The sequence below is a fragment of the Rhizobium sp. L9 genome (assembly GCF_002531885.1).
Lineage (GTDB): Bacteria > Pseudomonadota > Alphaproteobacteria > Rhizobiales > Rhizobiaceae > Rhizobium.
Window position 1 is genome coordinate 23,670 of the sequence record NZ_NWSZ01000037.1, and the last position, 22,396, is coordinate 46,065.

At 61.8% G+C, this 22,396-nt stretch carries 24 protein-coding genes and 2 pseudogenes; 11 read left to right on the forward strand and 15 right to left on the reverse strand.

Going from position 1 to position 22,396, the window contains the following annotated elements:
• Positions 1-26 precede the first annotated feature (26 nt).
• Entirely contained in the window at positions 27-893 is an 867-nt protein-coding gene (locus CO660_RS29035; protein ID WP_210421956.1) for a LysR family transcriptional regulator, read from the forward strand.
• 30 nt (positions 894-923) lie between these two features.
• Here the strand turns inward: CO660_RS29035 and CO660_RS29040 are convergent, their stop codons facing one another.
• From CO660_RS29040 to CO660_RS29050, 3 genes are all read right to left on the reverse strand, one after another.
• Positions 924-2,912: a PBP1A family penicillin-binding protein gene (locus CO660_RS29040; protein WP_245421400.1), complete on the reverse strand. Its 1,989-nt coding sequence runs from the start codon at positions 2,910-2,912 to the stop codon at positions 924-926.
• A 434-nt stretch (positions 2,913-3,346) separates the two neighbouring features.
• The gene (locus tag CO660_RS29045; protein WP_097601517.1) at positions 3,347-3,988 is read right to left on the reverse strand and encodes a peroxiredoxin-like family protein; all 642 of its coding nucleotides are present in this window, start codon (positions 3,986-3,988) and stop codon (positions 3,347-3,349) included.
• A gap of 291 nt (positions 3,989-4,279) precedes the next feature.
• Positions 4,280-4,720: a hypothetical protein gene (locus tag CO660_RS29050; protein WP_097601518.1), complete on the reverse strand. Its 441-nt coding sequence runs from the start codon at positions 4,718-4,720 to the stop codon at positions 4,280-4,282.
• Positions 4,721-5,037: 317 nt separating this feature from the next.
• Here CO660_RS29050 and CO660_RS29055 point away from each other — a divergent pair, with 317 nt between their 5' ends.
• Together CO660_RS29055 and CO660_RS29060 are read left to right on the forward strand one after the other, a co-directional pair.
• Positions 5,038-6,024, forward strand: coding sequence for a PAS domain-containing protein (locus CO660_RS29055; RefSeq protein ID WP_348627657.1), 987 nt, complete (start codon positions 5,038-5,040; stop codon positions 6,022-6,024).
• Positions 6,025-6,030: 6 nt separating this feature from the next.
• On the forward strand, positions 6,031-6,411 hold the full coding sequence (locus tag CO660_RS29060; RefSeq protein ID WP_097601519.1) for a response regulator: 381 nt from the start codon (positions 6,031-6,033) through the stop codon (positions 6,409-6,411).
• Positions 6,412-6,514: 103 nt separating this feature from the next.
• Here CO660_RS29060 and cysN read toward each other — a convergent pair whose 3' ends face one another.
• From cysN to CO660_RS29075, 3 genes are all read right to left on the reverse strand, one after another.
• On the reverse strand, positions 6,515-8,011 hold the full coding sequence (cysN, locus tag CO660_RS29065) for a sulfate adenylyltransferase subunit CysN (protein ID WP_097601520.1): 1,497 nt from the start codon (positions 8,009-8,011) through the stop codon (positions 6,515-6,517).
• 1 nt (position 8,012) lies between these two features.
• Complete coding sequence (cysD, locus tag CO660_RS29070; RefSeq protein ID WP_097601521.1) at positions 8,013-8,966, reverse strand: sulfate adenylyltransferase subunit CysD; 954 nt, start codon at positions 8,964-8,966, stop codon at positions 8,013-8,015.
• Between the two features lie 111 nt (positions 8,967-9,077).
• Positions 9,078-9,818, reverse strand: coding sequence for a phosphoadenylyl-sulfate reductase (locus CO660_RS29075; protein WP_097601522.1), 741 nt, complete (start codon positions 9,816-9,818; stop codon positions 9,078-9,080).
• Between the two features lie 420 nt (positions 9,819-10,238).
• Here CO660_RS29075 and CO660_RS29080 point away from each other — a divergent pair, with 420 nt between their 5' ends.
• A complete protein-coding gene (locus tag CO660_RS29080; protein WP_097601523.1) occupies positions 10,239-10,685 on the forward strand; it encodes an Rrf2 family transcriptional regulator in 447 nt (148 codons plus the stop codon).
• Here the strand turns inward: CO660_RS29080 and CO660_RS29085 are convergent, their stop codons facing one another.
• From CO660_RS29085 to CO660_RS33490, 5 genes and pseudogenes are all read right to left on the reverse strand, one after another.
• On the reverse strand, positions 10,686-12,029 hold the full coding sequence (locus tag CO660_RS29085) for a chloride channel protein (RefSeq protein WP_097601524.1): 1,344 nt from the start codon (positions 12,027-12,029) through the stop codon (positions 10,686-10,688).
• Between the two features lie 114 nt (positions 12,030-12,143).
• Positions 12,144-12,367, reverse strand: a pseudogene (locus CO660_RS29090) (GMC oxidoreductase); the annotation flags it as partial.
• 105 nt (positions 12,368-12,472) lie between these two features.
• A complete protein-coding gene (locus CO660_RS29095) occupies positions 12,473-13,252 on the reverse strand; it encodes an alpha/beta hydrolase (protein WP_097601525.1) in 780 nt (259 codons plus the stop codon).
• Positions 13,253-13,313: 61 nt separating this feature from the next.
• On the reverse strand, positions 13,314-14,081 hold the full coding sequence (locus CO660_RS29100; RefSeq protein WP_097601526.1) for an SDR family oxidoreductase: 768 nt from the start codon (positions 14,079-14,081) through the stop codon (positions 13,314-13,316).
• Positions 14,065-14,268 (reverse strand): hypothetical protein, encoded by a 204-nt coding sequence (locus tag CO660_RS33490; protein ID WP_176536403.1) that lies wholly within the window; start codon positions 14,266-14,268, stop codon positions 14,065-14,067. The genes CO660_RS29100 and CO660_RS33490 overlap by 17 nt, the downstream gene beginning before the upstream one ends.
• A gap of 42 nt (positions 14,269-14,310) precedes the next feature.
• Here CO660_RS33490 and CO660_RS29105 point away from each other — a divergent pair, with 42 nt between their 5' ends.
• Entirely contained in the window at positions 14,311-15,105 is a 795-nt protein-coding gene (locus tag CO660_RS29105; RefSeq protein ID WP_245421401.1) for an AraC family transcriptional regulator, read from the forward strand.
• A gap of 102 nt (positions 15,106-15,207) precedes the next feature.
• On the opposite strand, the pseudogene CO660_RS34140 reads toward CO660_RS29105, so the two are convergent.
• A pseudogene (locus CO660_RS34140) lies at positions 15,208-15,463 on the reverse strand (hypothetical protein); the annotation flags it as partial.
• Positions 15,464-15,568: 105 nt separating this feature from the next.
• Between CO660_RS34140 and CO660_RS29115 the strand changes: the two are divergent.
• The 4 genes from CO660_RS29115 to CO660_RS29130 all read left to right on the forward strand — a co-directional run bounded on the left by CO660_RS29115 (position 15,569) and on the right by CO660_RS29130 (position 17,242).
• Entirely contained in the window at positions 15,569-15,955 is a 387-nt protein-coding gene (locus tag CO660_RS29115; protein ID WP_097601527.1) for a DUF6152 family protein, read from the forward strand.
• A 19-nt stretch (positions 15,956-15,974) separates the two neighbouring features.
• Positions 15,975-16,448: a DUF6644 family protein gene (locus tag CO660_RS29120; protein WP_097601528.1), complete on the forward strand. Its 474-nt coding sequence runs from the start codon at positions 15,975-15,977 to the stop codon at positions 16,446-16,448.
• Positions 16,449-16,557: 109 nt separating this feature from the next.
• Positions 16,558-16,830, forward strand: a complete 273-nt coding sequence (locus CO660_RS29125) for a type II toxin-antitoxin system HigB family toxin (protein WP_097601529.1) — start codon at positions 16,558-16,560, stop codon at positions 16,828-16,830.
• 4 nt (positions 16,831-16,834) lie between these two features.
• The gene (locus CO660_RS29130; protein WP_097601530.1) at positions 16,835-17,242 is read left to right on the forward strand and encodes a transcriptional regulator; all 408 of its coding nucleotides are present in this window, start codon (positions 16,835-16,837) and stop codon (positions 17,240-17,242) included.
• Between the two features lie 22 nt (positions 17,243-17,264).
• Here CO660_RS29130 and betA read toward each other — a convergent pair whose 3' ends face one another.
• The 3 genes from betA to betI all read right to left on the reverse strand — a co-directional run bounded on the left by betA (position 17,265) and on the right by betI (position 21,179).
• Positions 17,265-18,914, reverse strand: coding sequence for a choline dehydrogenase (betA, locus tag CO660_RS29135; protein WP_097601531.1), 1,650 nt, complete (start codon positions 18,912-18,914; stop codon positions 17,265-17,267).
• 218 nt (positions 18,915-19,132) lie between these two features.
• Entirely contained in the window at positions 19,133-20,596 is a 1,464-nt protein-coding gene (gene betB, locus CO660_RS29140; RefSeq protein ID WP_097601532.1) for a betaine-aldehyde dehydrogenase, read from the reverse strand.
• 1 nt (position 20,597) lies between these two features.
• A complete protein-coding gene (gene betI, locus CO660_RS29145; protein WP_245421402.1) occupies positions 20,598-21,179 on the reverse strand; it encodes a transcriptional regulator BetI in 582 nt (193 codons plus the stop codon).
• Positions 21,180-21,331: 152 nt separating this feature from the next.
• Here betI and CO660_RS29150 point away from each other — a divergent pair, with 152 nt between their 5' ends.
• Together CO660_RS29150 and CO660_RS29155 are read left to right on the forward strand one after the other, a co-directional pair.
• Positions 21,332-21,880 carry an HdeD family acid-resistance protein gene (locus CO660_RS29150; protein WP_085777365.1) on the forward strand — a complete coding sequence of 183 codons (549 nt, stop codon included), beginning with the start codon at positions 21,332-21,334 and terminating at the stop codon, positions 21,878-21,880.
• A 191-nt stretch (positions 21,881-22,071) separates the two neighbouring features.
• Positions 22,072-22,314, forward strand: a complete 243-nt coding sequence (locus tag CO660_RS29155; RefSeq protein WP_064801122.1) for a type II toxin-antitoxin system ParD family antitoxin — start codon at positions 22,072-22,074, stop codon at positions 22,312-22,314.
• Positions 22,315-22,396 lie beyond the last annotated feature (82 nt).

The window sequence follows — 22,396 nt, forward strand, 5'->3', positions numbered from 1 at the left end:
GGGTGAAAATTCCCTATTGCTGCACAATGATTGGGAGAGATTTCACAAAACTCGATTGGGACGACCTTCGGCATTTCCTGGCCCTCGCGCAATCGGGAACCTTGCTGAGTGCAGCAAAGCAACTCGGCGTCGAACATGCGACCGTCAGTCGGCGGGTTTCGTCGCTCGAATCCAGTCTCGGACGCAAACTCGTGGACCGCCGCGGACGCCGCATCATCTTGACCTCAGATGGAGAGCAGGTTGCAAGGCACGCCGCTCTCGTCGCGGTCCAGACAGCCGCCATCGAGCAGCTTGGCCGCAGCAGCGCCACGGAATTGCGCGGCCATGTCAGGATCAGTGCCCCTCCCGCGCTCTCGAGCATGCTGCTTGCAAAACCCATCGCAGCCGCCAGGCGAGACCATCCCGGCGTTGAGATCACGCTTGTCGGAGAAAAGCGCCTCGCCTCCCTCAACAGGCGGGAGGCGGATGTGGCCGTGCGAATGTCGCGTCCTGAGGACGGAGATTACGCGATCGCCAAGCTCGGCGAGACAAGCTTTCATCTCTACGCATCGAAGGCCTATCTCGAAACGGTTCCGCCGTCGGACTGGACCTTCATCGGTTACGACGAAACCATGAATGCCTCACCGCAGCAATTGCGGCTGATCGAACTGGCCGCCGGCCGGCCGATCGCTGTGAGATCGTCCGTTTTGGAGTTTCAGGCTGCAACTGCAAGCCTTGGTGCAGGTGTCGTCATGCTCCCCGATTTCGCCGTCGCGGAGTCGAGCGGTCTGCAGCGCATCGAGACCGAACAGCCGTTGACGAGAGAGGTCTGGCTGGTGGTCCATGCCGATATCAAGGACGTTCCCTCCGTCCGCGTCGTCGCCGATGCGCTGAAAAACGCTTTTGGCCGGTAGTCCCCGCGGTTGGATCTCTGCCGAACCAGATCACTTTTCGCAAAGCCTTCGGCCGCCCGAATAGGGCTGATAGGTACAATCGGATGGGCGAAAGGAGCGGTAGCTGCGCGAGCAGGCGCTGATGTTGCAGGACTGCGGTGCGCCTTGACCATCGACGACCGCTTCGCTCGACCGCACGCCGTTGAGCGTCGGCTCGATCGTCGCCTCGCGGATGAAGTCCCGCCAAATATGGGCGGGCAGGGCGCCGCCCGTCACGCCCTTCATCGGCGCGTCATCATCATTGCCGACCCAGACACCGACGACCAGGGCGTCCGTGAAGCCGACGAACCAGGCATCACGATTGTTCTGGCTGGTGCCGGTCTTGCCGGCCGCAAAGGTGCCGGGGTCTGCACCACGTCCAGTGCCGCGCTCGACCACCAGCTGCAGGAGCCCGAGGAGGTCGGACTGGTAAGGCGAAAGATCGACATTCGGCTTCGATTGGGCGCCAACGCGAAAGGCCTTTGGCTGCCCTGCCGCTTGGAAATCGATGATACCCCAGGGCTTGACAGGTGCCCTGCCGAGCTGGACGGAGGCATAGGCGCTGGTGAGATTGAGCAGATTGACTTCGGAGGTACCGAGCGCCAATGACGGCGTGTCGGCCAGTGGCGCATCGATGCCGAGTTCGCGCGCCGCGGCAATCACATTGTCCAGACCGACCTCTTGGGCAAGCGCCACCGACGCGGCATTGAGCGATCGCGCGAACGCCTCGGCGAGCGTCACCCACCCACTATAGTTGCCGCCGGAATTTTCCGGCGACCAGCCGTCGATTTCAATTGGTGCGTCCAGAATCTGGTCGGACAAGGTGAGCCCAGCCTTCAATGCTGCGTAGTAGACGAACAGCTTGAAGGTGGAGCCCGGCTGGCGCATCGCAGTGACGGCGCGGTTGAACTGGCTCGCCTTGTAGTCGCGCCCGCCAACCATCGCAACGACAGCGCCGTCCGGTGTCATCGCAACCAGCGCAGCCTGCGATGCTCCTGCGGATTTTCCTTCGCCGTCCAAAGACCGTTTCACGATCCTCTCGGCGATCTGCTGTAACTGCGGCACCAGCGTGGTGCGCACCGTCGTCGACCCTGGCGAGGAGCCGGCGATCTCGCTCGCCTGCGGCGAAATCCAGTCTGCAAACCAGCTGCCGGAGCGCGGCGTCGGCGTTGTTGGGTGCAGCTTGGCAAAGCTCGTCTTGGCCTCCGCCGCCTCTGGCGCGGTGATCTTGCCATTGGCCGTCATCGCGTCGAGAACGACCAGGGTGCGCTGCCGGGCGCCTTCGAAATTGTCGATGGGGTTCCATTGGCTGGGCGCTCGCAGCAGCCCCGCAAGCATCGCCGACTCCGGAAGGTTGAGGGCGCCGATATCCTTGTTGAAATAGATGCGCGCGGCGGCGGGCATGCCGGTCGCACCGGCGCCAAGATAAACGCTGTTGAGATAGCGCGTCAGGATTTCATGCTTGCCGAGCTTCCACTCCAGCCAGACGGCGATGACAAGCTCCTGAATCTTTCGTTTTATCGTCCGGTCGCTGTCGAGATATTGCAGCTTGATGAGTTGCTGAGTGATGGTGCTGCCGCCCTCCACCACCGAGCCGGCCTCCAAGTTCCGCAGAAACGCCCTGCCGATGCCCCTGGGGTCGACGCCGAAATGATCCATGAACCGGCGGTCCTCGATCGACAGCACGGCATCGATCAGATGGGGTGGAAACTGGTCGTAGCGCGCATAGGGACCTTGATAAGGCCCCTGTCTCACCAATGGCGCGCCGTCGGCGGTTTCCAGCACCACGACCGGCTTCAACGTTCCATCCCGGATCTCGCTCCAGGGCACGTCTTTCAATGCCCACACCAGCACGCTTCCGACGAGGAGGCAGACAAGAAGGATCGACCCGAGAGCGTATTTCCGCCAGCCCGCCAGAAGGGATCGGGGCTGGCTGCTTTCAGCCGGATTGGTGCGCCGATCGCGAATCCTGCGGCGGGTTCTGGCCAGAGCGGTGGTCATCCACTGAGTTGGAGCCGATGTGGCTGCCCGCCGCATCGACCTCCTGAGCATCCGCCTCAAAAGCGAAGCGGCCGTCCTGCTCTTCGCCAAGGCGGCACTTGCCCGCAAATCGTGACGCAGCGCATGCAATAGATTGCTCGCGGCCTGTCTGGTTTGGCCGAAGGATCCGTGGGGCGGTTGCGGGTCGTCGACTTTGGTAATGTCTGGTGGATCCGAGGCCGCTTGCGCCGCCGGATCTGCTGTCTGATTGCGACCCGAGATCGAGCTGCTAACGCTTTCACCTGAGGAATCGGGAGAATTGGGCATCGGGTACCGCTAAAAAGCCAACGCAGCATGATCTATATATCCGCGTGATACGGAGTGTTCTAGCGCAAAAGGTCGCAGCAGTTCCGGAACTCACCACCCGGGCGGTGGACGTCGAGCGAGTTTTCCTCTCAAGGTGCGACTTGGGAAGCTACCGACATCAATTCCTGGGAATTCGGTGCCTTGAATGTTTGTAGCCCGGGCTCCAGAGCTTCAGTAAAGCTCCACCGTACGATGCCCTCCCGGTCGATGAGGAACTGACCGACAAGCTGCCCATGGTCGGCGGTCATCATCTGCTGATCGGCTTCCGTCATTTGATATCCTTCCTTCTCGTTGAGAAATTCGTCCATTGCCCTCACGCCCATAGGCTCGGGCAACTCGCCCGGAAGATCGATCCGTATCGCCATGAGCGTATCGATCCCGACCTCGCGTAAGCCGAAGGCTTGGTGCGAAGCCCGTACCGGGTCGGAAGCAGCAAGAAGATCGGGTATCGGATGGTAACGGAAATAGAGCCGCGCGCGTTCGACCGGGGTATTTACAACAGCCAGGGATTGGACGCCTTTCTCACGCAGTACCGGGTTGAGATATGACATGGCGGCGACATGGCGCCGGCAGAACGGGCAATGCAGGCCCCGAAACAAACCGATCAACAACGGGCTGCGGCCACGAAAATCATCAAGTGCGATCTTCCCCTCGTGCGAGATGGCATCAAACACAACGTTCGGGACCCGGTCGCCCGGTTGTAGCGGATGGTCGACATGGTTTGTGGACATGGATAACCTCCTCGCTCGGGATCAGTCGAGCAAAGGCGCCACGTGAAGTACTGCGAGGTCGAGATTGAGCGTTGCAGGCCTGACCTCTCGTCTCACCGCATCGCCAGGATCCGATCTAAGAATGGCCTCACATGAGCCCGCGGGCAAGCGGTAAACTCCGAATCGTGAATTGAAAAAGTCCGTTTTCTGCAAACACTGATTTTTTAGCGGCCAATCGTGAATTATCGCACACTGACCGGCCGCAAGCCTCTAGCAACTCTGCGCATCGCGACCGCTTCGGGACGACGGCCCTTACTTTACCGTGATGGCAATGCCGCTGAGATCGGCGTTGACTTGCAGGCCTACCTGCTTGCCTGAGAGTTCGAGTTCGGCGCCCTTCTCATTGGTCATGACGATCATCTGGGCACCTTTGCCGAGCGCGCCGCCACCACCCGCCGCACCGTAGACCCCCGTCACATCTTGAGCGCGGCGGATATGGCGAACGGTACCATGAAAATTGGTCTTAGAAGCCCCGAAGGCGAGGCCTCCTGAGATGCCGCCGACAGTGATGGGATAGCGGCGACCATGGAAGGTGAGCGTGCCTTCGCCTCCAGTACCACCCACAAAGAAGGCAGCCTTGTAGACCGAGAAGCTGATCGTACCGCTGTCGGCATGCGCGGAGCCGGCGAAGCTTACTCCCGCCGCCGCGATAACCGCAGCCGCGACTGAACGAATTGTGGACGAATTCTTCATGATGCAAGTCTCCTCAAAATCGAGGCTTACCCAGCCAGGAGGGCGTGTCAACGTCATGCCAAAGTCACAGCTGAAACAGTCTCGCCCGTCATTAGTTCCAAGCACGCGGCCAGTATCCGACCGGGAGAAAGCGGCCAACGGATGGCAAACATAGTCTCGGTGGCAGGGCAGCCTGTGGCAGCCCATGACGCTGTCACCGGGCTTGACCGGGCCGCCACCTGGCGGACATTGCCAGCCATGCAGAAAAGATTACTTTAGACGCAGGGGCTGTGGGGGCCTTCATATTGTCGACTCGTTAAGCGTGCGGTGAGGAGGGAATGCCATCGATGTTGCTGGAAGATTTGTATCGCCTGATGAAGACCGGGCACGTACAGGCCCAGGGCATCGTCGACACGATGACCCAGCCCGTTGTCGTGCTGGATCAGAATCTCTGTGTGACGACCGCAAACAATGCATTCATCAAGACTTTCGAAGTCGAGCGGGACGACATCCTCTCGCAGAACTTCTTCCGGCTTGGAAATGGGCAATGGGATATTCCGGAGCTTCGGCAGCTCATAGCCTCGGTGATCCCACGGGCGGCCGCCGTCATTGGGTTCGAAGTGAAGCATGAATTCCCGACGATCGGCCAGCGTACATTCCTTGTCGATGCCCGCCGCCTCGTTCATCCGGATAACAACAGTCCCAACATCCTGGTCATCTTCGATGACGTGACGGAGCGCCGGCGCCACGATGCCGAGATGGACTTCATCGTGGCCGAGATGCGGCATCGGCTGAGGAACCTGTCGGCCGTCGTTCAGTCGGTCGTGAACAACACCAGGACCGACGATCCGGCTGTGGCAAGCTTCAAGGAAGCGCTGCTTGGAAGGCTCGATATCACCTTTCGAGCTCAGGAAGTTGCTGCCATTGGCGGGCTGACTGAGTTCGAAGCATTGCTGCGAGGCGCGGTCGGTGCGACGGTTTGGGAACGGCTCGAATGCTCTGGACCGTCCGTAGAATTTGGAAGTTCAAAGGTTCTCCCGGTCAGCATGATCCTGCACGAGCTCGGCACGAACGCGTTGAAGCATGGTGCTGCCTCGGTGCCCGGCGGAAAGATACGGGTGACGTGGGAAATGGAAGCCGGGCCGCGGGACCGGACGTGGCTCGTATGTCAGTGGCGCGAGGAAGCAGGGCCGCCTATTCATGAGTCTGTACGCCAGGGCTACGGGACCGAACTAATCGAAGGCCTCGCCGCCCATATGGGTGGAAGCGTGGAACTTAACTATCCTCCCAGTGGTTTCACTGCGACGATCAAATTTCCGATGTGAGGTCATGTGAGCGACATTGTCGACACGAGGGCAGGCGCGACCAAGGTCCTCGTCGTCGAGGACGAGTTCTTCATCGCCGATGAACTCCGACGTAAACTGACCGCTGCCGGATTGCAGGTGCTTGGCCCGGTGTCATCGAACGAGCGCGCTCTCGATCTGCTGGAGCAGGATCGACCTGACGTTGCTGTCCTTGACGTTCATCTCGGCGAGGCAAGAGTGACCGCGGTAGCTGCGAAGCTTCGCCAGTTGAATGTCCCGATCGTTCTGGCGACAGCAAGTCCTGCCCATGAACTTGCATCTGACCCAGTCCTCGCGGGCGCGGTCATCCTGGAAAAGCCCACTGATTTCGGTCTTCTCATCGAAACCGTTCGCAGGGCGGTCAAGTGACTGTTCTCAGGGCTGCAACCTCTCAGCGGAGGTCTGCTTGGGGAAATCCGCCAGTCCGCAGTGTTGGAAAAGAGGCCAGTCTGGCTGGCCCCTTGATCCATGATCAAATATCGCTTGCGGCGCTCGACCACAACTCGGCCGCCTCGGCTGCCGTCATCCGCCGGACCTCGGCCTCATGGCTGCGGCTGGCGAAGAGTTCGCTGGCCATGATCTGCTCGGCCAAGTCGGCCGGCAGCGAGAGGATGACGCGGGCTTCGCCATTGTGCAGGCCGCCGAGTTCGGTGCGTTTGCCGGTCACCATGCCGCCGGCGACCGTGTTGTTCGTCTCCGGATCGATCAGGATGAAGGAGCCGGACTGGCGGTTCTGCTCGTAAGGATCGAAGATTGCCGCTTCGTCAAAGGCAAGCCGAACCTTGCCGATGGCGTTCATGTAGAGCCGCTGGGCGGGGTTCCAGGTGCCGGTTTTCAATTCGAGCTGGCTGAGCGGCTGCACCTGGACGCGCTGGCGGCGGCTGCCGCTCTTCAGCCAGTAGCGCTTGCCGGGCTCGATGCCTTCGGGCTGCAGCGCGACGATCTGCGCGTCGAAGGCCAGGCCGACCTGCGGCTGGGCGTCGATAGAGACGATCATGTCGCCGCGTGCCACGTCGACCTGGCGGTCGAGCACCAGCGTTATCGCGTCGCCGGCAACGGCGGCGTTGCGCACGAGATCGAAGGTGACGATCTTGGAGACGTTGGCGACCATGCCCGACGGCAGGATCATGACGCTGTCGCCCGGTTTGACCGAGCCGCCGGCAACCGTGCCCTGATAGCCGCGGAAGCTTTCGCCCGGACGCGACACACGCTGCACCGACAGGCGGAAGCCGACCGTCTGCGACGAGCGCACGGTGGCAAGCTCCAAAGTTTCCACCAGCGTCGGGCCAGTGTACCAGGGCATGGCGCCCTGGCCGGAATAGACGACGTTTTCGCCCTTCAGCGCCGACATCGGAATGGCGGTGATCTGCTTGACGCCGAGCGACAGAGCGAATTCGCGGAATTCGTGGCTGATCTTCTCGAAGCCGGCGCGGTCATAGCCCGTCAGGTCGATCTTGTTGACGGCAAGCACGAACTGCCTGATGCCGAGCAGCGAGGCGATCGTAGCGTGGCGGCGCGTCTGTTCGAGGATGCCGAGACGGGCGTCGACGAGCAGGATGGCGAGATCGGCCGTCGAGGCGCCGGTCGCCATGTTGCGGGTATATTGCTCGTGACCGGGCGTGTCAGCGACGATGAAGGAGCGCTTGTCGGTCGAGAAATAGCGATAGGCGACATCGATGGTGATGCCCTGCTCGCGTTCGGCCTGCAGGCCGTCGAGCAAGAGCGCAAAGTCGGGCAGGCCGAGGTCGTTCTGCTTACCGGTGGAATCGCGCTGCAGCGTGGCGGCCTGGTCTTCCTTGACGGCCTTGGTGTCCCACAGCAGGCGGCCGATCAGGGTCGACTTGCCGTCATCGACACTGCCGCAGGTGATCAGGCGCAGCGGGCGCGAGTCGCGTTGAGCCTTCTGCGGCTCGGCGGCGGGCAGGCTGGCGACGGTTGCGGCCGAGACGGCGGTGTTGGCTGCGGTCATCTCAGAAATATCCTTCACGCTTCTTCTTTTCCATGGAGCCGGACTGGTCGCGGTCGATGGCGCGGCCCTGGCGTTCGGACACCGTTGCGATTTCGAGTTCGGCGATCACCTCTTCGAGCGTGCTCGCCTCGGAACGGATGGCGCCGGTCAGCGGGAAGTCGCCGAGCGTGCGGAAGCGGATCATGCCCTCCTGGCGCACTTCGCCGGGCAGCAGCTCGAGGCGCGGATCCTCGGCAAGGATGATCATACCGTCGCGCTCGACGAACTTGCGCTTGCGGGCGTAGTAGAGCGGCACGAGCGGGATGTCCTCGGCCTGGATGTAGCGCCAGATATCGACCTCGGTCCAGTTCGACAGCGGGAAGGCGCGCACGCTCTCGCCCTTGCGGATCATGCCGTTGTAGATGTTCCAGAGTTCCGGTCGCTGGTTGCGCGGATCCCAGCGATGGTCCGGAGTGCGGAAGGAATAGATGCGCTCCTTGGCGCGGCTTGCCTCCTCGTCGCGCCGGGCGCCGCCGAAAGCGGCGTCGAACTGGCCGGCATCGAGCGCCTGGCGCAGGCTTTCGGTCTTCATGATGTCGGTGAAGGCGGCCGAGCCATGGGTGAAGGGCGTGATGTTTTCGGCCGCGCCTCGCGGATTGATATGCTCGATGAGATCGAGATCGTACTTCTTCGCGGTCTCGTCGCGGAAGGTGATCATCTCGCGGAACTTCCAGCCGGTGTTCACATGTAAGAGCGGGAAGGGCACGCGGCCGGGATAGAAAGCCTTGCGCGCCAGGTGCAGCAGCACTGAGGAATCCTTGCCGATCGAATAGAGCATGACGGGACGCTCGAATTCGGCTGCGACTTCGCGGAAGATGTGGATGGATTCGTTTTCGAGCGCTTTCAGATGCGGGTCGAGCGGCGCCTTGGCGCTCTGGGGATTGCTGAGTTCCGTATCCGGACGGCTATCGGGCATGTCTTACTCCAGACTGTCGGTCCTTGCGGCTGCCCGCAGGGCTTTCTCGATTGTGGCTCTTCGGGGCCTGCGGCGATCGCCGCGCCCTGATCCGAAAAGCCGGGAAGATAGTTATTGTGCGGCGATCGCCGCGGCCTCTTCGGCGACATGCAGGCCGCATTCGCGCTTCTCGTCCTGCTCCCACCACCAGCGGCCGGCGCGTTCCGGCTCGCCGGGCTTGATCGCCCTTGTGCAGGGCTCGCAGCCGATCGAGGGATAGCCGCGCGCATGCAGCGGATTGACCGGCACGCCGTTTTCGGCAACGAAGGCCTTGATCGCCTCGATGTCCCAATCGGCTAGCGGATTGACCTTCAGGAGGTGCCGTTCGGCGTCATATTCGGCAAAGGGCGTCTCGGCGCGGTTGGCCGATTGCCCGCGGCGCAGACCGGTGATCCAGATCGTCGCCCCTTCGAGCGCACGCGCAAGCGGTTTCAGCTTGCGCACGCCGCAACAGGCATGCCTGGCTTCGACGCTCTCGTAGAAACCGTTGAGGCCGTATTGCGCGGCATAGGCGTCGATATCGGCCTTCTCTGGCGCGAAGCGCTGGATATGGATGTCGTACTGGGCTTCCGTCTCGTCGATCAGCGCCAGCGTCTCGGCAAACAGGCGGCCGGTTTCCAGTGTCGCGATGTCGATTGGCAGGCGATGCGTGCCGATCTCGGCGGTGATCACCTGGTCCTCGATGCCGAGCGAGGTGGTGAACACCACGCGGCCGCCAAGGCCTGCCACCAGCGACAGACGTCCGGCAAGGTCGAGGCCTGCCAGCTTGTCGTTCAGCGCCTCGGCTTCTGTATTCGGATTGATAACAGTCATGGAAATCCTGTCCTTAGTTGCCGGGAGTATCGCAGTTCAAGCCTGGATCGGACAGAAAAAGGGATTTCGAAAGCTGCGGCCGGAAGAGCAAATATCTCTCCGAAGCTGCCGCAATGCAGAAAAGCAGCCGCCCGCGGGCGAAATCCGCGTCGGCAGCTTCAATGTCTATCGAATTAGTAGACTTACACGCAGCCTGTCAATCCGAAATCTGAAGTGATGCTGAAAAAGGTGCGGAAGGCACTGATTTGGCGTAGTTTGCGAGGGCTTGGCCAAGCGTGAAAAACAAGGCCAAAAATGCTTGTCCCTCAAGGCGTTCTGCCGGCGCGTTCAAATTCCGTTCATGCTGGTTGTGCCATAGAGGCGAATATACGTGTGAAGCGGCGCGGGATGCGCGCCGCCTGTGTGTGTTGACGGTCTGAGATGATTACGCAAAAGGCGAAATATGCGCTGCGGGCGCTGACGGTTCTGGCGGATGCCGGTGCCGACGAACCCGTGATGATTTCCGATATCGCCGCGCAGCAGAAGATCCCGAAGAAGTTCCTCGAACAGATCCTGCTCGACCTCAAACATCACGGCATCGTCGTCAGCCGCCGGGGCAAGCAGGGTGGCTATCTCCTGCTCAAGCCCGCCCACACCATCACCTTCGGCGAAATCCTGCGCATCATCGACGGTCCGATCGCCCCGCTGCCGTGCCTGTCGATCACCGCCTATCGCAGGTGCGACGATTGCGACGGCGAACAGAATTGCGAAATCAGACACGTCTTCGCCAAAGTGGCTGACGCCACCCGTAAGGTGCTGTTTTCGACTACGATCGCCGATGCCGTCGCCCCGCGGCAAGGCGCCGAAGTCACCCGCCTGCTCGCCTGATCAGTTCTCAGCCGTTTCCCTGGCGCGCCGGGCTCGGATCGCTGCGGCGATGAAGACGCGCGACAGGCCGTGATAGAGCGGCTCGCGGCACAGGATGCGCGAGGTGATGTAGCCGATCATCGATACCGCCATGATCGGAATGACGGCCTGATGGTCGCCGGTCATTTCCCGAATGATGACGAAGGCGGTCATCGGTGCTTGCACCACGCCGGAGAAATATCCGGCCATGCCGAGAATAGCCGCAAGCGCTATGCTGCTGCCCATGATCTGGCCGATCGTGCTGCCGAAGCCGGCGCCGACGGAGAGCGAGGGCGCGAAGATGCCGCCCGGAATCCCCGACATCATCGACAGAAAGCCCGCAAGAAGCTTTTCGAGGAAGAACAGCAGGGGCAGGGGATTGCCCTCGACGGCGCCTTTCGCCTGGTCGTAGCCCGTTCCGAAGGTCATGCCGCCCGAGAGGATGCCGATCGCCGCGACGACAAGCCCGCAGGCCGCTGCCAGCATCACCATCCGCGGCAGCGGCTGCGGATGTGCCCACCGGCGAACCTGCTGTCCGAGATGGAGCGCAAGCCCGCTGAAAGCCGCACCCAGTGCGCCGCCGCCGATGCCGCAGATGAGCACCAGTTCCCAGTCGCCCACCGAGGCCGGGGCGACCGCGGTGGACCCGAAATAATTGTAGCTGCCGGCAAGTCCGAGCGCGGCAAGACCCGAAAGGATGACGGCCGTCAACACCAGACCGTTCGCTCGGGACTCATAGGTCCGGCTCATTTCCTCAATGGCGAAGACGATGCCGGCGAGCGGTGTGTTGAAGGCCGCGGCGATGCCGGCCGCCGAACCGGCGAGGATCAGCCCGCGCGCCTGCGCCATGCCGCCGAAGCGCGCGACGGCCAGCATGATCGAAGCGCCCACCTGCACGGTCGGCCCCTCGCGGCCGATCGATGCACCGCTTGCGAGCCCCAGCACGGTCAGCAGAATCTTGCCGAAGACGAGCCGCAGCGACAGCAGCCGCGTGCGGTCCTCCGCATCGCGCAGATGCCGCGCGGCAATCGCCTGCGGAATGCCACTGCCCTGCGCGTTCGGGAAGAATGTTGCCGCGAGACAGGCCGATAGCATGAAGCCGAGCGGCGTGATGAGAAGCGGCAGCAGAAAACCCCATTGCCCGGAAGCGGTCACGCCGGCAAAGCCGCGCTGCGCCAGATCGGCAAGCCTGGCGAAGCCGACGCTGATGATGCCGATCGCAAAGGCGCCGAACCAGAAGATCAACCGTGGACGCCAGAGGGAGAAGGAGCCCCACAGGACACGCGATCTACGGAAAAGTCTGGACTTGCGATGGAACACGGGCATGCCGGAGCGCGGATGTTGGACAGGCCTCTTCCTAAACCGGTTTGCAGGGATTGGGCCACCTCTTTCTTCCGAAAATTGCTTCTGTGATGGCGGCCTGGCAGCTTTCGCCACTCATCATCGATCGCTGACCGCCGCCCGCGGGCTGACCCACGGCTCCTGGTTCGAGCGCGCCAGCTGCTGCTTGCCGAGAATATGATCCGCCGCCTTCTCGCCGGTCATGATCGAGGGCCGTTGAGATTGCCGTAGGTGACGTGCGGGAAGATCGAGCTGTCGGCGACCCTCAGGCCGTCGACGCCGATCACCCGCGTCTGCGGATCGACCGCCGCCATCGGATCGTCATCCGGGCCGGCGTCTTTCCGAGTGCCTCGGCGAGCTCCCCGTTGGCCTTGCCGGCAGCAATTAGGCTCGGAATATCGGCTCGCGCGGCGTCAGGGGATCCAATGTCATGATTGCCCGGCAGCTTCCAGAATGAGCTTGGTGATCTCATCCGGATGTGAAATGAGCGACAGGTGGCTGGATTCGAGTTCGATGGCTTTAGCGCCCATGCGTCTGGCCATGAAACGCTGCAGGTCTGGATTTATCGTCCCATCTTGCGTCGAAACGGCGTAGTAACTTGGCTTGGAGCGCCAAGCAGCGTTTGAGGTTTTGCCGGTGAGCAACGCCCTTTGGAATGGTTGTTGAACGGCATAGAGCACCCTTGCCCTCGCCTCGGGAAGATCGCCCCCGAAATCGCGCAGGAACGCTTCTTCCGTCAGCCGTCCTTCGTCGCCGTCGAAGACAATGCCCGCGGTTGCGGGTGGTGTCGGGTAGGTTTTTGCCAAAGCTGCATAGTCCTCACCTGCATCCGGTGCTCGGGCAGCGACATAAACCAGTGAAGAGACGTTCGGATGTACGCCTGCTTCGGTGAGGATCATCCCCGAAAAGGAGTGCCCGACAAAGACGGTCGGACCGTCCTGCCGGTCGAGGACGCGCCTGGCGGCCGCCACGGCATCGGGAAGCGTAGTAAGAGGGTTCTGGACCGCCGTGCAGTTCAGGCCCTTCGCCTGCAGCCGGCCGATAACCTCGGTCCAGCATGATCCGTCGGCGAAAAGTCCATGCACGAGAACGACATTGCGCGCCTTTGCAGGCGTGGGTGTGGCGGCAAGGCCGGCATGTGTCGCAACAAGTGACGTGGCGGCACCGACGAGCAAAGTTTTCGAAAATGTGCGTCTGTTCATCATCATGATCGAATCTCCATCGTTTGCGAAACGGTAGGATTATTTGAACTCAGCCCGGACCGGCGTCTCAGATTGACATGCCGCCGGAGACCTCGATGCGTTGGGCATTGACCCAGCGATTGTCCTCGGAGAGCAGCGAGGCAATCATCGGGCCGATATCGTCGGGCAGGCCAGCGCGGCCCAGCGCCGTCATTTCGGCGACACGCTGGTTCAGATCCGGATTGTCGCGCACCATACCGCCGCTAAAGTCGGTTTGGATGGCGCCGGGCGCGACGACATTGACGGCGATGCGACGCGGTCCCAGCTCTTTTGCCATGTACCGGGTCAGCACCTCGACCGCTCCCTTCATTGCACCGTAAGGAGCGCTGCCAGGAACGATGATGCGAGTCAGGCCGCTCGACAGGTTGACGATCCGGCCGCCGTCATTGATCAGCGGCAAGAGTTTCTGCGTCAAGAAGAAAACGCCCTTGAAGTGCACATTGTAAAGCATGTCCAGTTCATCTTCCGTCGTCGCCTCGATGCTGTTGTGGTGCGAGGTTCCGGCATTGTTGACGAGGTAGTCGAAGCGCTCGGCGCCTAGATCGGCAAGCGCCTGTTTTACGGCGTCGACGAAAAGGTCGAAACCGTTGGCATCACCCGTGTCGAGCTTGAGGGCAGTGGCTTTGGCGCCGGCTTCAGCAACCAGGGCCACGACCTTTTCGGCTTCCGCCCTGCTGGAATTGTAGGTGAGGATCGAGTCCACACCGCGTCTGGCGAGGGTGAGCACGGTGTTGCGGCCCAACCCGCGGCTGCCGCCGGTGACGATTGCGATTTTGCGTTCAGAATTCTGTGTCATCGCCGTTCTCCTTTGACTGACGACGCTGAACATAAGAGGGCGAAGCACGGGCGAACATGCCGGAATCAGCTTCTTTCTTGCCTGATCCTGCCTCCGGCGTTAGTTTGGAATTCCAGAATTGCGGGGAATGCGATTGGGCGCTCTTTCGATCTTGTATGATGCTGTCGTCGCCGCGTTTGCGGCTCATGGAAACAGGAGCCCCTATTTCACACCGATCGACGGGCTGGCCTTGCTCCGATCCTTTTCCGAGCGGCATCCGAACCACCTGATTCACCGGCCGGCGCTCTGCATCGTGGTGCAGGGGGCGAAATGGACGACGTTCGGCGAACGGAGGCTCCATTATCGCACCAGCCAGGCCATGGTCGTCAGCGTCGAGATGCCGGGTGCAAGCCAGGTGGTGCATGGCGCGCCGGATGCGCCCTATCTCAGCGTCGTCATCGAACTCGACCAGGCGATCCTACGCGAAGTCTATGAAAGCATGGAGGCACCGCCCACTCCGGCCTCCGACGAGCATGCCGCCGCCTTCGTTATGGAGCTCAGCGAGGCGATCCTCGGCTGCGCCGCGCGCGCCGTCAGCCTGCTCGGCGAGCCGCAGGCAATCCCGCTGCTGTATCCCGGCGTCAAACGCGAACTCTGCTACCGCCTGCTGGCCGGGCCACATGGCGCTGTCTTCGCCCGCATGGTCGTCGGCGCGGAGCGAAACAGGCGTCTGGTCGAAGCGATCCACGCATTGCGGGGCAATTTCGACAAGCAGGTGCGCGTCGATGATCTTGCCGCGCTCGCCGGCCTGAGCCCGACAGCCTTCCATCGTCAGTTCAAGGCATTGACTGCGATGACACCGGTGCAGTTTCAAAAGCAGATCCGCCTGATGGAGGCGCGCCGGCTGATGCTGTCGCGCGAAATGTCGGCGGAAACGGTCGCCTTTGAGGTGGGCTATGCCAGCCCCTCACAGTTCAGCCGGGAATATGCCCGGCTGTTCGGGGCTCCGCCACGCCGAGACATCGGAAAGCTTCTGTCGGCCTGACTGTTTCAGCGTGCATGGTGAAACTACCCATGACCGCTGTTGGCCGCGCAAGCGGTCACCGCGCACGATCACCGGCTGGTGGCATTTGCTACATAATTCCGAATAATTGTAGCTGCCGGCAAGCCCGAGGGCGGCAAGGCCCGAAAGGATGACGGCCGTCAACACCATCCCGTTCGCACGGGACTCATAGGTCCGGCTCATTTCCTCGATGGCGAAGACGATGCGGCGAGCGGCGCATGAAGCCGAGCGGCGTGATGAGAAGCGGCAGCAGAAAACCCCATTGCCCGGAAGCGGCCATGCCGGCAAAGGAGTGCTGCGCCAGATCCGCAAGCCTGGCGAAGCCGACCCTTCCTAAACCGGTTTGCCGGAAGGGAACCACCTCTTTCTTCAAGATTTGGTGAAATACCTTTTCTCGCCGCCGGCATGCTCCACCTGCTTGCCCATTCGGGTAGGGAGAACCATCATGCCGATAATTTCAGTAAAGCGGGTAGTTGCCGTGGCAATGCTCGTGGCGGTTTTTGCCACGGGTGCTGCCGCCCATCACGGCTGGTCGTGGGCCGAGGCGGACCAGATCGAGCTGCGCGGCACCATCGAGAGAATATCGATGGGCTGGCCGCATCCGACGCTCGATATCGCTACCGCCGATGACGGCGTCTGGCGCGTCGAACTCGGCAATCCACGGCAGACCGAACGCTCAGGCTTCGTCGAAGGCGTCGCCAAGCCCGGCGATCAGGTCGTGGCGCTCGGAAACCGTTCCCAGGATCAGAAAGAAAAGCGGCTAAAGGCAGTTCGCATCACCATCGGCGAGAAGCGCTACGATATCTATCCCGACCGCATCCGGACGAACTGATTTCCGGGCGAACCAGGCTGTGATCGAGATTCTCGAATGGGTGTCGGCGACGACGCCTGCGGTCGCCCTCCGGCGCTCCGGAACGCTCTACATGCTTGTCAATGCCGCTCATATCCTGGCAATCGGCCTGCTCGTCGGCGCCATTCTGCCGCTTGATCTGAGGCTCGCCGGCTTCTTCCGAAAGGCGCCGGTGGAAATCCTCGCCCCGTTCCTGTCGCGCGCCGCCGGCATCGGCCTCGTCGGGGCCATCCTCACCGGTTTCTGCCTCTTCAGCGTACGAGCGGTCGAATATGCCGCCAATCCCGCCTTCCTTACCAAGCTGTGCCTGATCACCCTAGGTGTTCTCAACCTGTCGATCGTGCATTTCGGGCGAGGCTGGAAAACGGCGGTGTCGTCAGGCATCATCCGGCCCCGCCTGCGCTTCTCTGCGGCATTGTCGGCCACGGTCTGGATCGCTGTCGTGCTTGCTGGCCGGTGGATCGGTTTCCTCTGAGGCAAAAAGCCCGCCCGCAGGTCTTCGATCTCCTCATAGCAACTTGCGATAATTAGATGGTTGCGCTAGATTGCAGTCATAGCAAAATGCGATACGCGCTTTCGAGTTCATGCACGTCATCACGCAGAAAAAGGATCGATGGCCTCATGCGGCCAATGCCCTGGATACTTGGTATCGACTGATGAAGTCGTCGGAGCCGACAGACTTCGCCGATATGAAGTCACTGTTTCCGGCAACGGATAAAGTCGGGCAGCACCACGTGTTCGACATCGGCGGCAATAAGCTGCGCTTGATCGCGGTCGTACATTACAAATTCAGGAAGGTCTATATTCAGCGGATCATGGATCATGCCGAGTACGACAAGGGAGCATGGAAGGGTTAGGGCGATGAGCGCACTTGTAGAACGGGTAAGCGAGCACTGGATGCATGTGGCTCCTCTTCTTGCCATGCCGGCCAGTGAAGCTGAGTATGATCATCTCGTGAAGCAACTTGACGAGATTCTTGCTGAAGTGGGCGACGACGAGGATCATCCCTTGGCGTTGCTCGCGTCTCGCATGGCGGATCTCGTTGAGGCCTATGACGAGCAAAACCGCCCAATGCCTCCAGTGACCGGCGCCGATGCACTCCGCTATGTCATGGAGGAGCGGAGCCTTGCCCAGTCAGATCTGCCGGAAGTGGGGGCTCAGTCCGTCGTGTCTGAGATATTGAGCGGCAAGCGACAGATCAATGTTCGGCAAGCGCGCGCGCTGAGTGAGCGGTTTCTGATTCCGGCATCCGTATTTCTGTCGTTGTGACGATAGATGTTCACCCCAAATATCACCGGTCGCTGACCGCCGCCCGCGGGTTGACCCACGGCTCCTGGTTCGAGCGCGCCAGCGGCTGTTTGCCGAGAATATGATCCGCCGCCTTCTCGCCGGTCATGATCGACGGGCCGTTCAGGTTGCCGTAGGTGACGTGCGGGAAGATCGAGCTGTCGGCGACCCGCAGGCCATCGACGCCGATCACCCGCGTCTGCGGATCGACCACCGCCATCGGATCGTCCTTGGCGCCCATCTTGCAGGTGCCGCAGGGGTGATAGGCGCTTTCCAGATGTTCGCGCAGGAAGGCATCGATCTCATCGTCGCTCTGCACTTCTTCGCCCGGCTGGATCTCCGGGCCGCGATAGGCGTCGAAGGCCTTCTGCCCGAAGATCTCGCGGGTCAGCCGAACGCAGTGGCGGAATTTCTCCCAGTCCTCCGGATGGCTCATATAGTTGAAGCGCAGCACCGGATCGGCCTTGGGATCGGGTGAGCGCAGCGTCACGCTGCCGCGCGATTTCGACAGATTGTAGCCGACATGCACCTGGAAGCCGTGGCTCTTGGCCGCCGCCTTGCCGTCATAGCTGATCGCCACCGGCAGGAAGTGATATTGGATATCCGGCTGCTTCAGCCCGGGGGCCGAGCGCAGGAAGGCGCAGGCCTCGAACTGGTTGGAAGCGCCGAGCCCACCCTTGGAGAGCAGCCATTGCGCGCCTGCCACTCCCTGCCAGAACCAGGGCAGCCAGGAATAGAGCGACACGGGCTTGGTGCTGACCTGCTGGAAATAGAATTCCATATGGTCCTGCAGGTTGGCGCCGACACCAGGACGGTCGGCCTTCACCTCGATGCCCATTTCCTTCAGATGCTCGCCCGGGCCGATGCCGGACAGCATCAGGAGCTTCGGCGAATTGAAGGAGGAGGCGGAGACGATCACCTCGCGGTTGGCCTTCACCACCTCTGTCCTGCCGCCGCGTTCGATCTCCACGCCGGTCGCCCGCCCGTTCTCGATGACGATCTTGCTCGCTAGGCCATAGACGATCCCCACATTGTGGCGCTTCAGCGCCGGCTTCAGATAGGCGTTGGCGGCAGACCAGCGGCGGCCGGCAAAGATGGTCTGCTCCATCAGGCCGAAGCCTTCCTGCTTGCTGCCGTTGTAATCCTCCGTCGTCTCGAAGCCCGCCTGTTTGCCGGCCTCGACGAAGGCCCGGAAGAGCGGATTGGTGAAGCCGCCGCGCTGCACGTGCAGCGGCCCGTCCGTGCCGCGCCAGCCCTCTTCGCCGCCGTGCGAATGTTCCATCCGCTTGAAATAGGGGAGAACGTCGGCATAGGCCCAGCCGCTGGCGCCAAGTTCTTCCCATCGGTTGAAGTCTTCGGCATGGCCGCGCACATAGACCATGCCGTTGATCGAGGAGGAGCCGCCGATCACCTTGCCGCGCGGCGCGGTGATGCGCCGGTTGTTGAGGTTCGGCTCCGGCTCGGAGAGATAGCCCCAATTATAGCGTTTCATGCTCATCGGCCAGGCAAGGGCTGCCGGCATCTGGATGAACGGCCCGAAATCGCTGCCGCCGGCCTCGATGACGAGAACGCTGTTCTTGCCGTCTTCGGAGAGACGGTAGGCCAGCGCCGAACCGGCCGAGCCCGAGCCGATGATGACGAAATCTGCTTGCATCTATTTGTTTCCCTTGAGCTGCCATCATCCGGCTGCTTCTTGTTTTTCCTGGAGCCTGCCCCTCATCCGCCTGCCGGCACCTTCTCCCCGCCTGCGGGGAGAAGGGGATATGCCGCACCGGCTTCGCTCAACCTTGACGCTGCGTTTGGCACGTCCCCTCTCCCCGTTCTTACGGGGAGAGGGTTAGGGTGAGGGGCAGGGGCGGAGGCAAATGTTTCTCAATAAGGCGCCGCCACCGGCCCCATGCCGACGTAAACCGTCTTCAGCTCGGAATAATGCTCCAGCGCCGCCAGAGAATTCTCACGGCCGAAGCCCGATTGTTTCGAGCCGCCGAAGGGGATTTCCACCGGGCAGAGATTATAGGTGTTGATCCACAGCGTGCCGGCCTCCAGCCGGTCGACGACGCGGTGGGCGCGGGTGAGGTCGGCGGTGAAGACGCCGCCGGAGAGGCCGAATTCGCTGGCATTGGCGCGTGCGATTACCTCTTCCTCACCGTCGAAATCGAGCACCGACATGACCGGCCCGAAGATCTCCTCTCGGGCGATGGTCATATCGTCGGTGACATCGGCAAAGACGGTCGGCTGCACGTAATAGCCCTCGCCCGAGACATTGTTCGGAATGCCGCCGCCGGCAACAAGCGTCGCGCCCTCGGCCTTGCCCTTCTCGATATAGGCGATCACCTTCTCGCGCTGCGCCCAGGAGACCATCGGGCCGATCTGCGTCGCCTCGTCCAACGGATCACCGATCAGCATCGCCTCAGTGCGCGCCTTCAGCCGCTTGAGGAATTCAGCCTTGATGCCCTTCTGCACGAAGACGCGCGTGCCGTTCGAGCAGACCTGGCCTGTGGAATAGAAATTGCCGAGCATCGCCCCGCCGACCGCCGAATCGAGGTCGGCGTCGTCGAAGACGATGAGCGGCGACTTGCCGCCGAGCTCCATGGTGACGTGCTTGAGGCGGCCGGCGGCTGCCGCCGCGACCCTGCGTCCGGTCGGCACCGAGCCGGTCAGCGACACTTTGGCGACGTCGGGATGATTGACGAGCAGCGGCCCGGTGTCGCGGTCACCCTGGATGACGTTGAAGAGGCCCTTCGGCAGCCCCGCCTCATGCAGGATTTCGGCAATCTTCAAGGCGCCGAGCGGCGTGTTTTCGGAGGGCTTGAACACCATGGCATTACCGCAAACAAGCGCCGGGGCAGCCTTCCAGCAGGCGATTTGCTGCGGATAGTTCCAGGCGCCGATGCCCACACAGACGCCGAGGGGAACGCGCTTGGTATAGGCAAAATCCTGCCCCAGCGGAATGTGGGCGCCGTTGAGGCCGGCCGGCGCGACGCCGCCGAAAAATTCGAAGGCATCAGCGCCCGAGGTCGGGTCGGCAACGATCGTTTCCTGGATTGGCTTGCCGGTATCGAGCGTCTCCAGTTCGGAAAGCTCGCGGTTGCGCTCACGCATGATCTCAGCCGCGCGCTTCAAGATGCGGCCGCGTGCCATCGGGCTCATCGCCGCCCATTCCGGCTGGGCGCGCTTGGCCGCCGCAATCGCCTTCTCGACGATCGCAGGCGTTGCCGCATGCAGCCGGGCGATCACCTCGCCGGTGGCAGGGTAGAGGCTCTCGATGACGGTGCCGTCGGTATCCTCGACATATTCGCCGTCGATGAAGTGCGAGGATTTCGGCTGGGCTTTCATGTCATTTGTCCTTGGCGGAAGTGGTGGATAGAAGCGCGTTCAGATAATCCTCCGTCAGCGCGATCGAGGCTTCGATGCCGATCGGTGCCGATTTCAGACTCTGCCTGATATAGAGCCCGTCGATCATCGCCGCTGCGCCCTCGGCGATGCGTTCTGCGGCGTCGGCCGGCAGCAGCGCCCTTAGATCGGCAAGCAGGTTGGAGCGCAGCCGCCTGGCATAGATCACCAGAAAGCGCCGCGTCTCCTCGGAACGCTGCGCTTCGGCGTAAAAGGCAAGCCAGGCGGCAATCGTCTCCGGCGCGAACTGGTCGGCGTGGAAGCTGACGCGGATCACCGCCGAAAGCCGTTCGCGCGGCGTCTTCGCTGCCTTGAGTGCTGCCACCGTATCGCTGCGCAACTGTCTCAGGAGCGAGCGGATCGTCTCGATCAGCAATTGTTCCTTGCTGCCGAAATAATGATGGGCGAGGGCAGGCGAGACGCCGGCCTGGCGGGCGATGTCGGACATGGTGACGGCAAGCGAGCCGTGATCGCCGATCACCCGCAGCGCCGCATCGACAAGCGCCTTGCGGCGCACTGGCTCCATTCCGACTTTCGGCAAACGACAACCCTCTGAAAACCGTGCCATGGTATTTTTGATTGACTGATCAATCAACAAAAATCTTCGGCGAATTGATTTGACTCACATCTTTTCCGGAAGAGCTGGGGCAACATATTCAAGTGATCAGGAGGTGTGCTATGACCAGCGTCTTCAACGAAATGCCGGAATCCTCGCTGCGGTCGAAATGGGTATGGTTCCTCGGCCTCGGGGTTCTGCTTCTTATCTGCGGCCTCATCGCTCTCAGCAATTTGCTGATGGCGACCGTCGCCTCGGTTTTTTATGTCGGCATGCTCATGCTGGCCGGCGGCGTCATCTATCTCGTCCACGCTTTTCAGTTGCGCCGCTGGGATCAGGTGCTCTTCTGGGCTTTGAGCGGCGTGCTTTACGTGCTTGCCGGTATCTGCGCCTTCGTCAATCCCATCTTCACCTCGGCCGCCTTGACCCTGTTTCTTGCCATTGCGCTGTTGGTGGCCGGCATATTCCGTCTCTGGGTCGGGATGCGCATGCGACCGCTCAAGGGTTGGCGCTGGATCGCTGCAAGCGGCGTCATGACGGCGCTGGCCGGCTTTGTCATCGCACTGGGCTGGCCGGTCAACAGCCTCTGGATCCTTGGCCTTTTTCTAGCCTTCGACCTGATGGTCCAGGGGTGGACGATGATCGCCGTTGGGCTTGGCTTGCGCAGTTGAACCGCGATGGACCTTTTCTTTTTTGACAAGGGAATGGCGGGGGATTAGACTTTACGGATTAGGACCGTCCGGCATGCCGGATGGTTGTGCGAACGCACCAAGGCGCCGGCTTGAAGCGCCGGGAATGCCGAAAATGGTCATGCGTCCCCCAACGGCAGGGTTCTGCCTGAAGAAAAAAAGGGAGGAAGTTCATGCCGATGGTCACCGTTTCCCTCTCTCCGCAACAGGCAGCGGGCATCCGTGCCGCCGTCGACACGGGTGGTTACGCCTCGAGCAGTGAGGTCGTCCGCGAGGCGCTTCGCCTCTGGGATACCGCCCGCAAGCTCGGCGAAATCAAGGCAGATCTCCTCGACGACGAGAGCGTCGCCTCCGGCGGCAGATGCGTCGCCGACATGTTCGCCGATCACGAGGCGCAGCGCCGTCGCTCCGCCTGAACAAGCGCCTGATTGTGCTCGGGAATTCGAATTCACGCGGGAGCGTGGCGGGTATCCGCGTCTTTCACAAAACTTTCATATT

Excerpts from the sequence above, each read along its gene's own strand:
- cysN (WP_097601520.1), bottom strand. The coding sequence starts at position 8,011 with ATGACCGCAGCCAACACCGCCGTCTCGGCCGCAACCGTCGCCAGCCTG.
- CO660_RS29095 (WP_097601525.1), bottom strand. The coding sequence starts at position 13,252 with ATGATGATGAACAGACGCACATTTTCGAAAACTTTGCTCGTCGGTGCC.
- CO660_RS29100 (WP_097601526.1), bottom strand. The coding sequence starts at position 14,081 with ATGACACAGAATTCTGAACGCAAAATCGCAATCGTCACCGGCGGCAGC.
- CO660_RS29050 (WP_097601518.1), bottom strand. The coding sequence starts at position 4,720 with ATGAAGAATTCGTCCACAATTCGTTCAGTCGCGGCTGCGGTTATCGCG.
- CO660_RS29080 (WP_097601523.1), top strand. The coding sequence starts at position 10,239 with ATGATTACGCAAAAGGCGAAATATGCGCTGCGGGCGCTGACGGTTCTG.
- CO660_RS29035 (WP_210421956.1), top strand. The coding sequence starts at position 27 with ATGATTGGGAGAGATTTCACAAAACTCGATTGGGACGACCTTCGGCAT.
- CO660_RS29155 (WP_064801122.1), top strand. The coding sequence starts at position 22,072 with ATGCCGATGGTCACCGTTTCCCTCTCTCCGCAACAGGCAGCGGGCATC.
- betB (WP_097601532.1), bottom strand. The coding sequence starts at position 20,596 with ATGAAAGCCCAGCCGAAATCCTCGCACTTCATCGACGGCGAATATGTC.
- CO660_RS29055 (WP_348627657.1), top strand. The coding sequence starts at position 5,038 with ATGCCATCGATGTTGCTGGAAGATTTGTATCGCCTGATGAAGACCGGG.
- CO660_RS29125 (WP_097601529.1), top strand. The coding sequence starts at position 16,558 with ATGCACGTCATCACGCAGAAAAAGGATCGATGGCCTCATGCGGCCAAT.
- CO660_RS29085 (WP_097601524.1), bottom strand. The coding sequence starts at position 12,029 with ATGCCCGTGTTCCATCGCAAGTCCAGACTTTTCCGTAGATCGCGTGTC.
- betA (WP_097601531.1), bottom strand. The coding sequence starts at position 18,914 with ATGCAAGCAGATTTCGTCATCATCGGCTCGGGCTCGGCCGGTTCGGCG.
- CO660_RS29130 (WP_097601530.1), top strand. The coding sequence starts at position 16,835 with ATGAGCGCACTTGTAGAACGGGTAAGCGAGCACTGGATGCATGTGGCT.
- CO660_RS29075 (WP_097601522.1), bottom strand. The coding sequence starts at position 9,818 with ATGACTGTTATCAATCCGAATACAGAAGCCGAGGCGCTGAACGACAAG.
- CO660_RS33490 (WP_176536403.1), bottom strand. The coding sequence starts at position 14,268 with ATGAGCCGCAAACGCGGCGACGACAGCATCATACAAGATCGAAAGAGC.
- CO660_RS29045 (WP_097601517.1), bottom strand. The coding sequence starts at position 3,988 with ATGTCCACAAACCATGTCGACCATCCGCTACAACCGGGCGACCGGGTC.
- cysD (WP_097601521.1), bottom strand. The coding sequence starts at position 8,966 with ATGCCCGATAGCCGTCCGGATACGGAACTCAGCAATCCCCAGAGCGCC.
- CO660_RS29040 (WP_245421400.1), bottom strand. The coding sequence starts at position 2,912 with ATGACCACCGCTCTGGCCAGAACCCGCCGCAGGATTCGCGATCGGCGC.
- CO660_RS29150 (WP_085777365.1), top strand. The coding sequence starts at position 21,332 with ATGACCAGCGTCTTCAACGAAATGCCGGAATCCTCGCTGCGGTCGAAA.
- CO660_RS29115 (WP_097601527.1), top strand. The coding sequence starts at position 15,569 with ATGCCGATAATTTCAGTAAAGCGGGTAGTTGCCGTGGCAATGCTCGTG.
- betI (WP_245421402.1), bottom strand. The coding sequence starts at position 21,179 with ATGGAGCCAGTGCGCCGCAAGGCGCTTGTCGATGCGGCGCTGCGGGTG.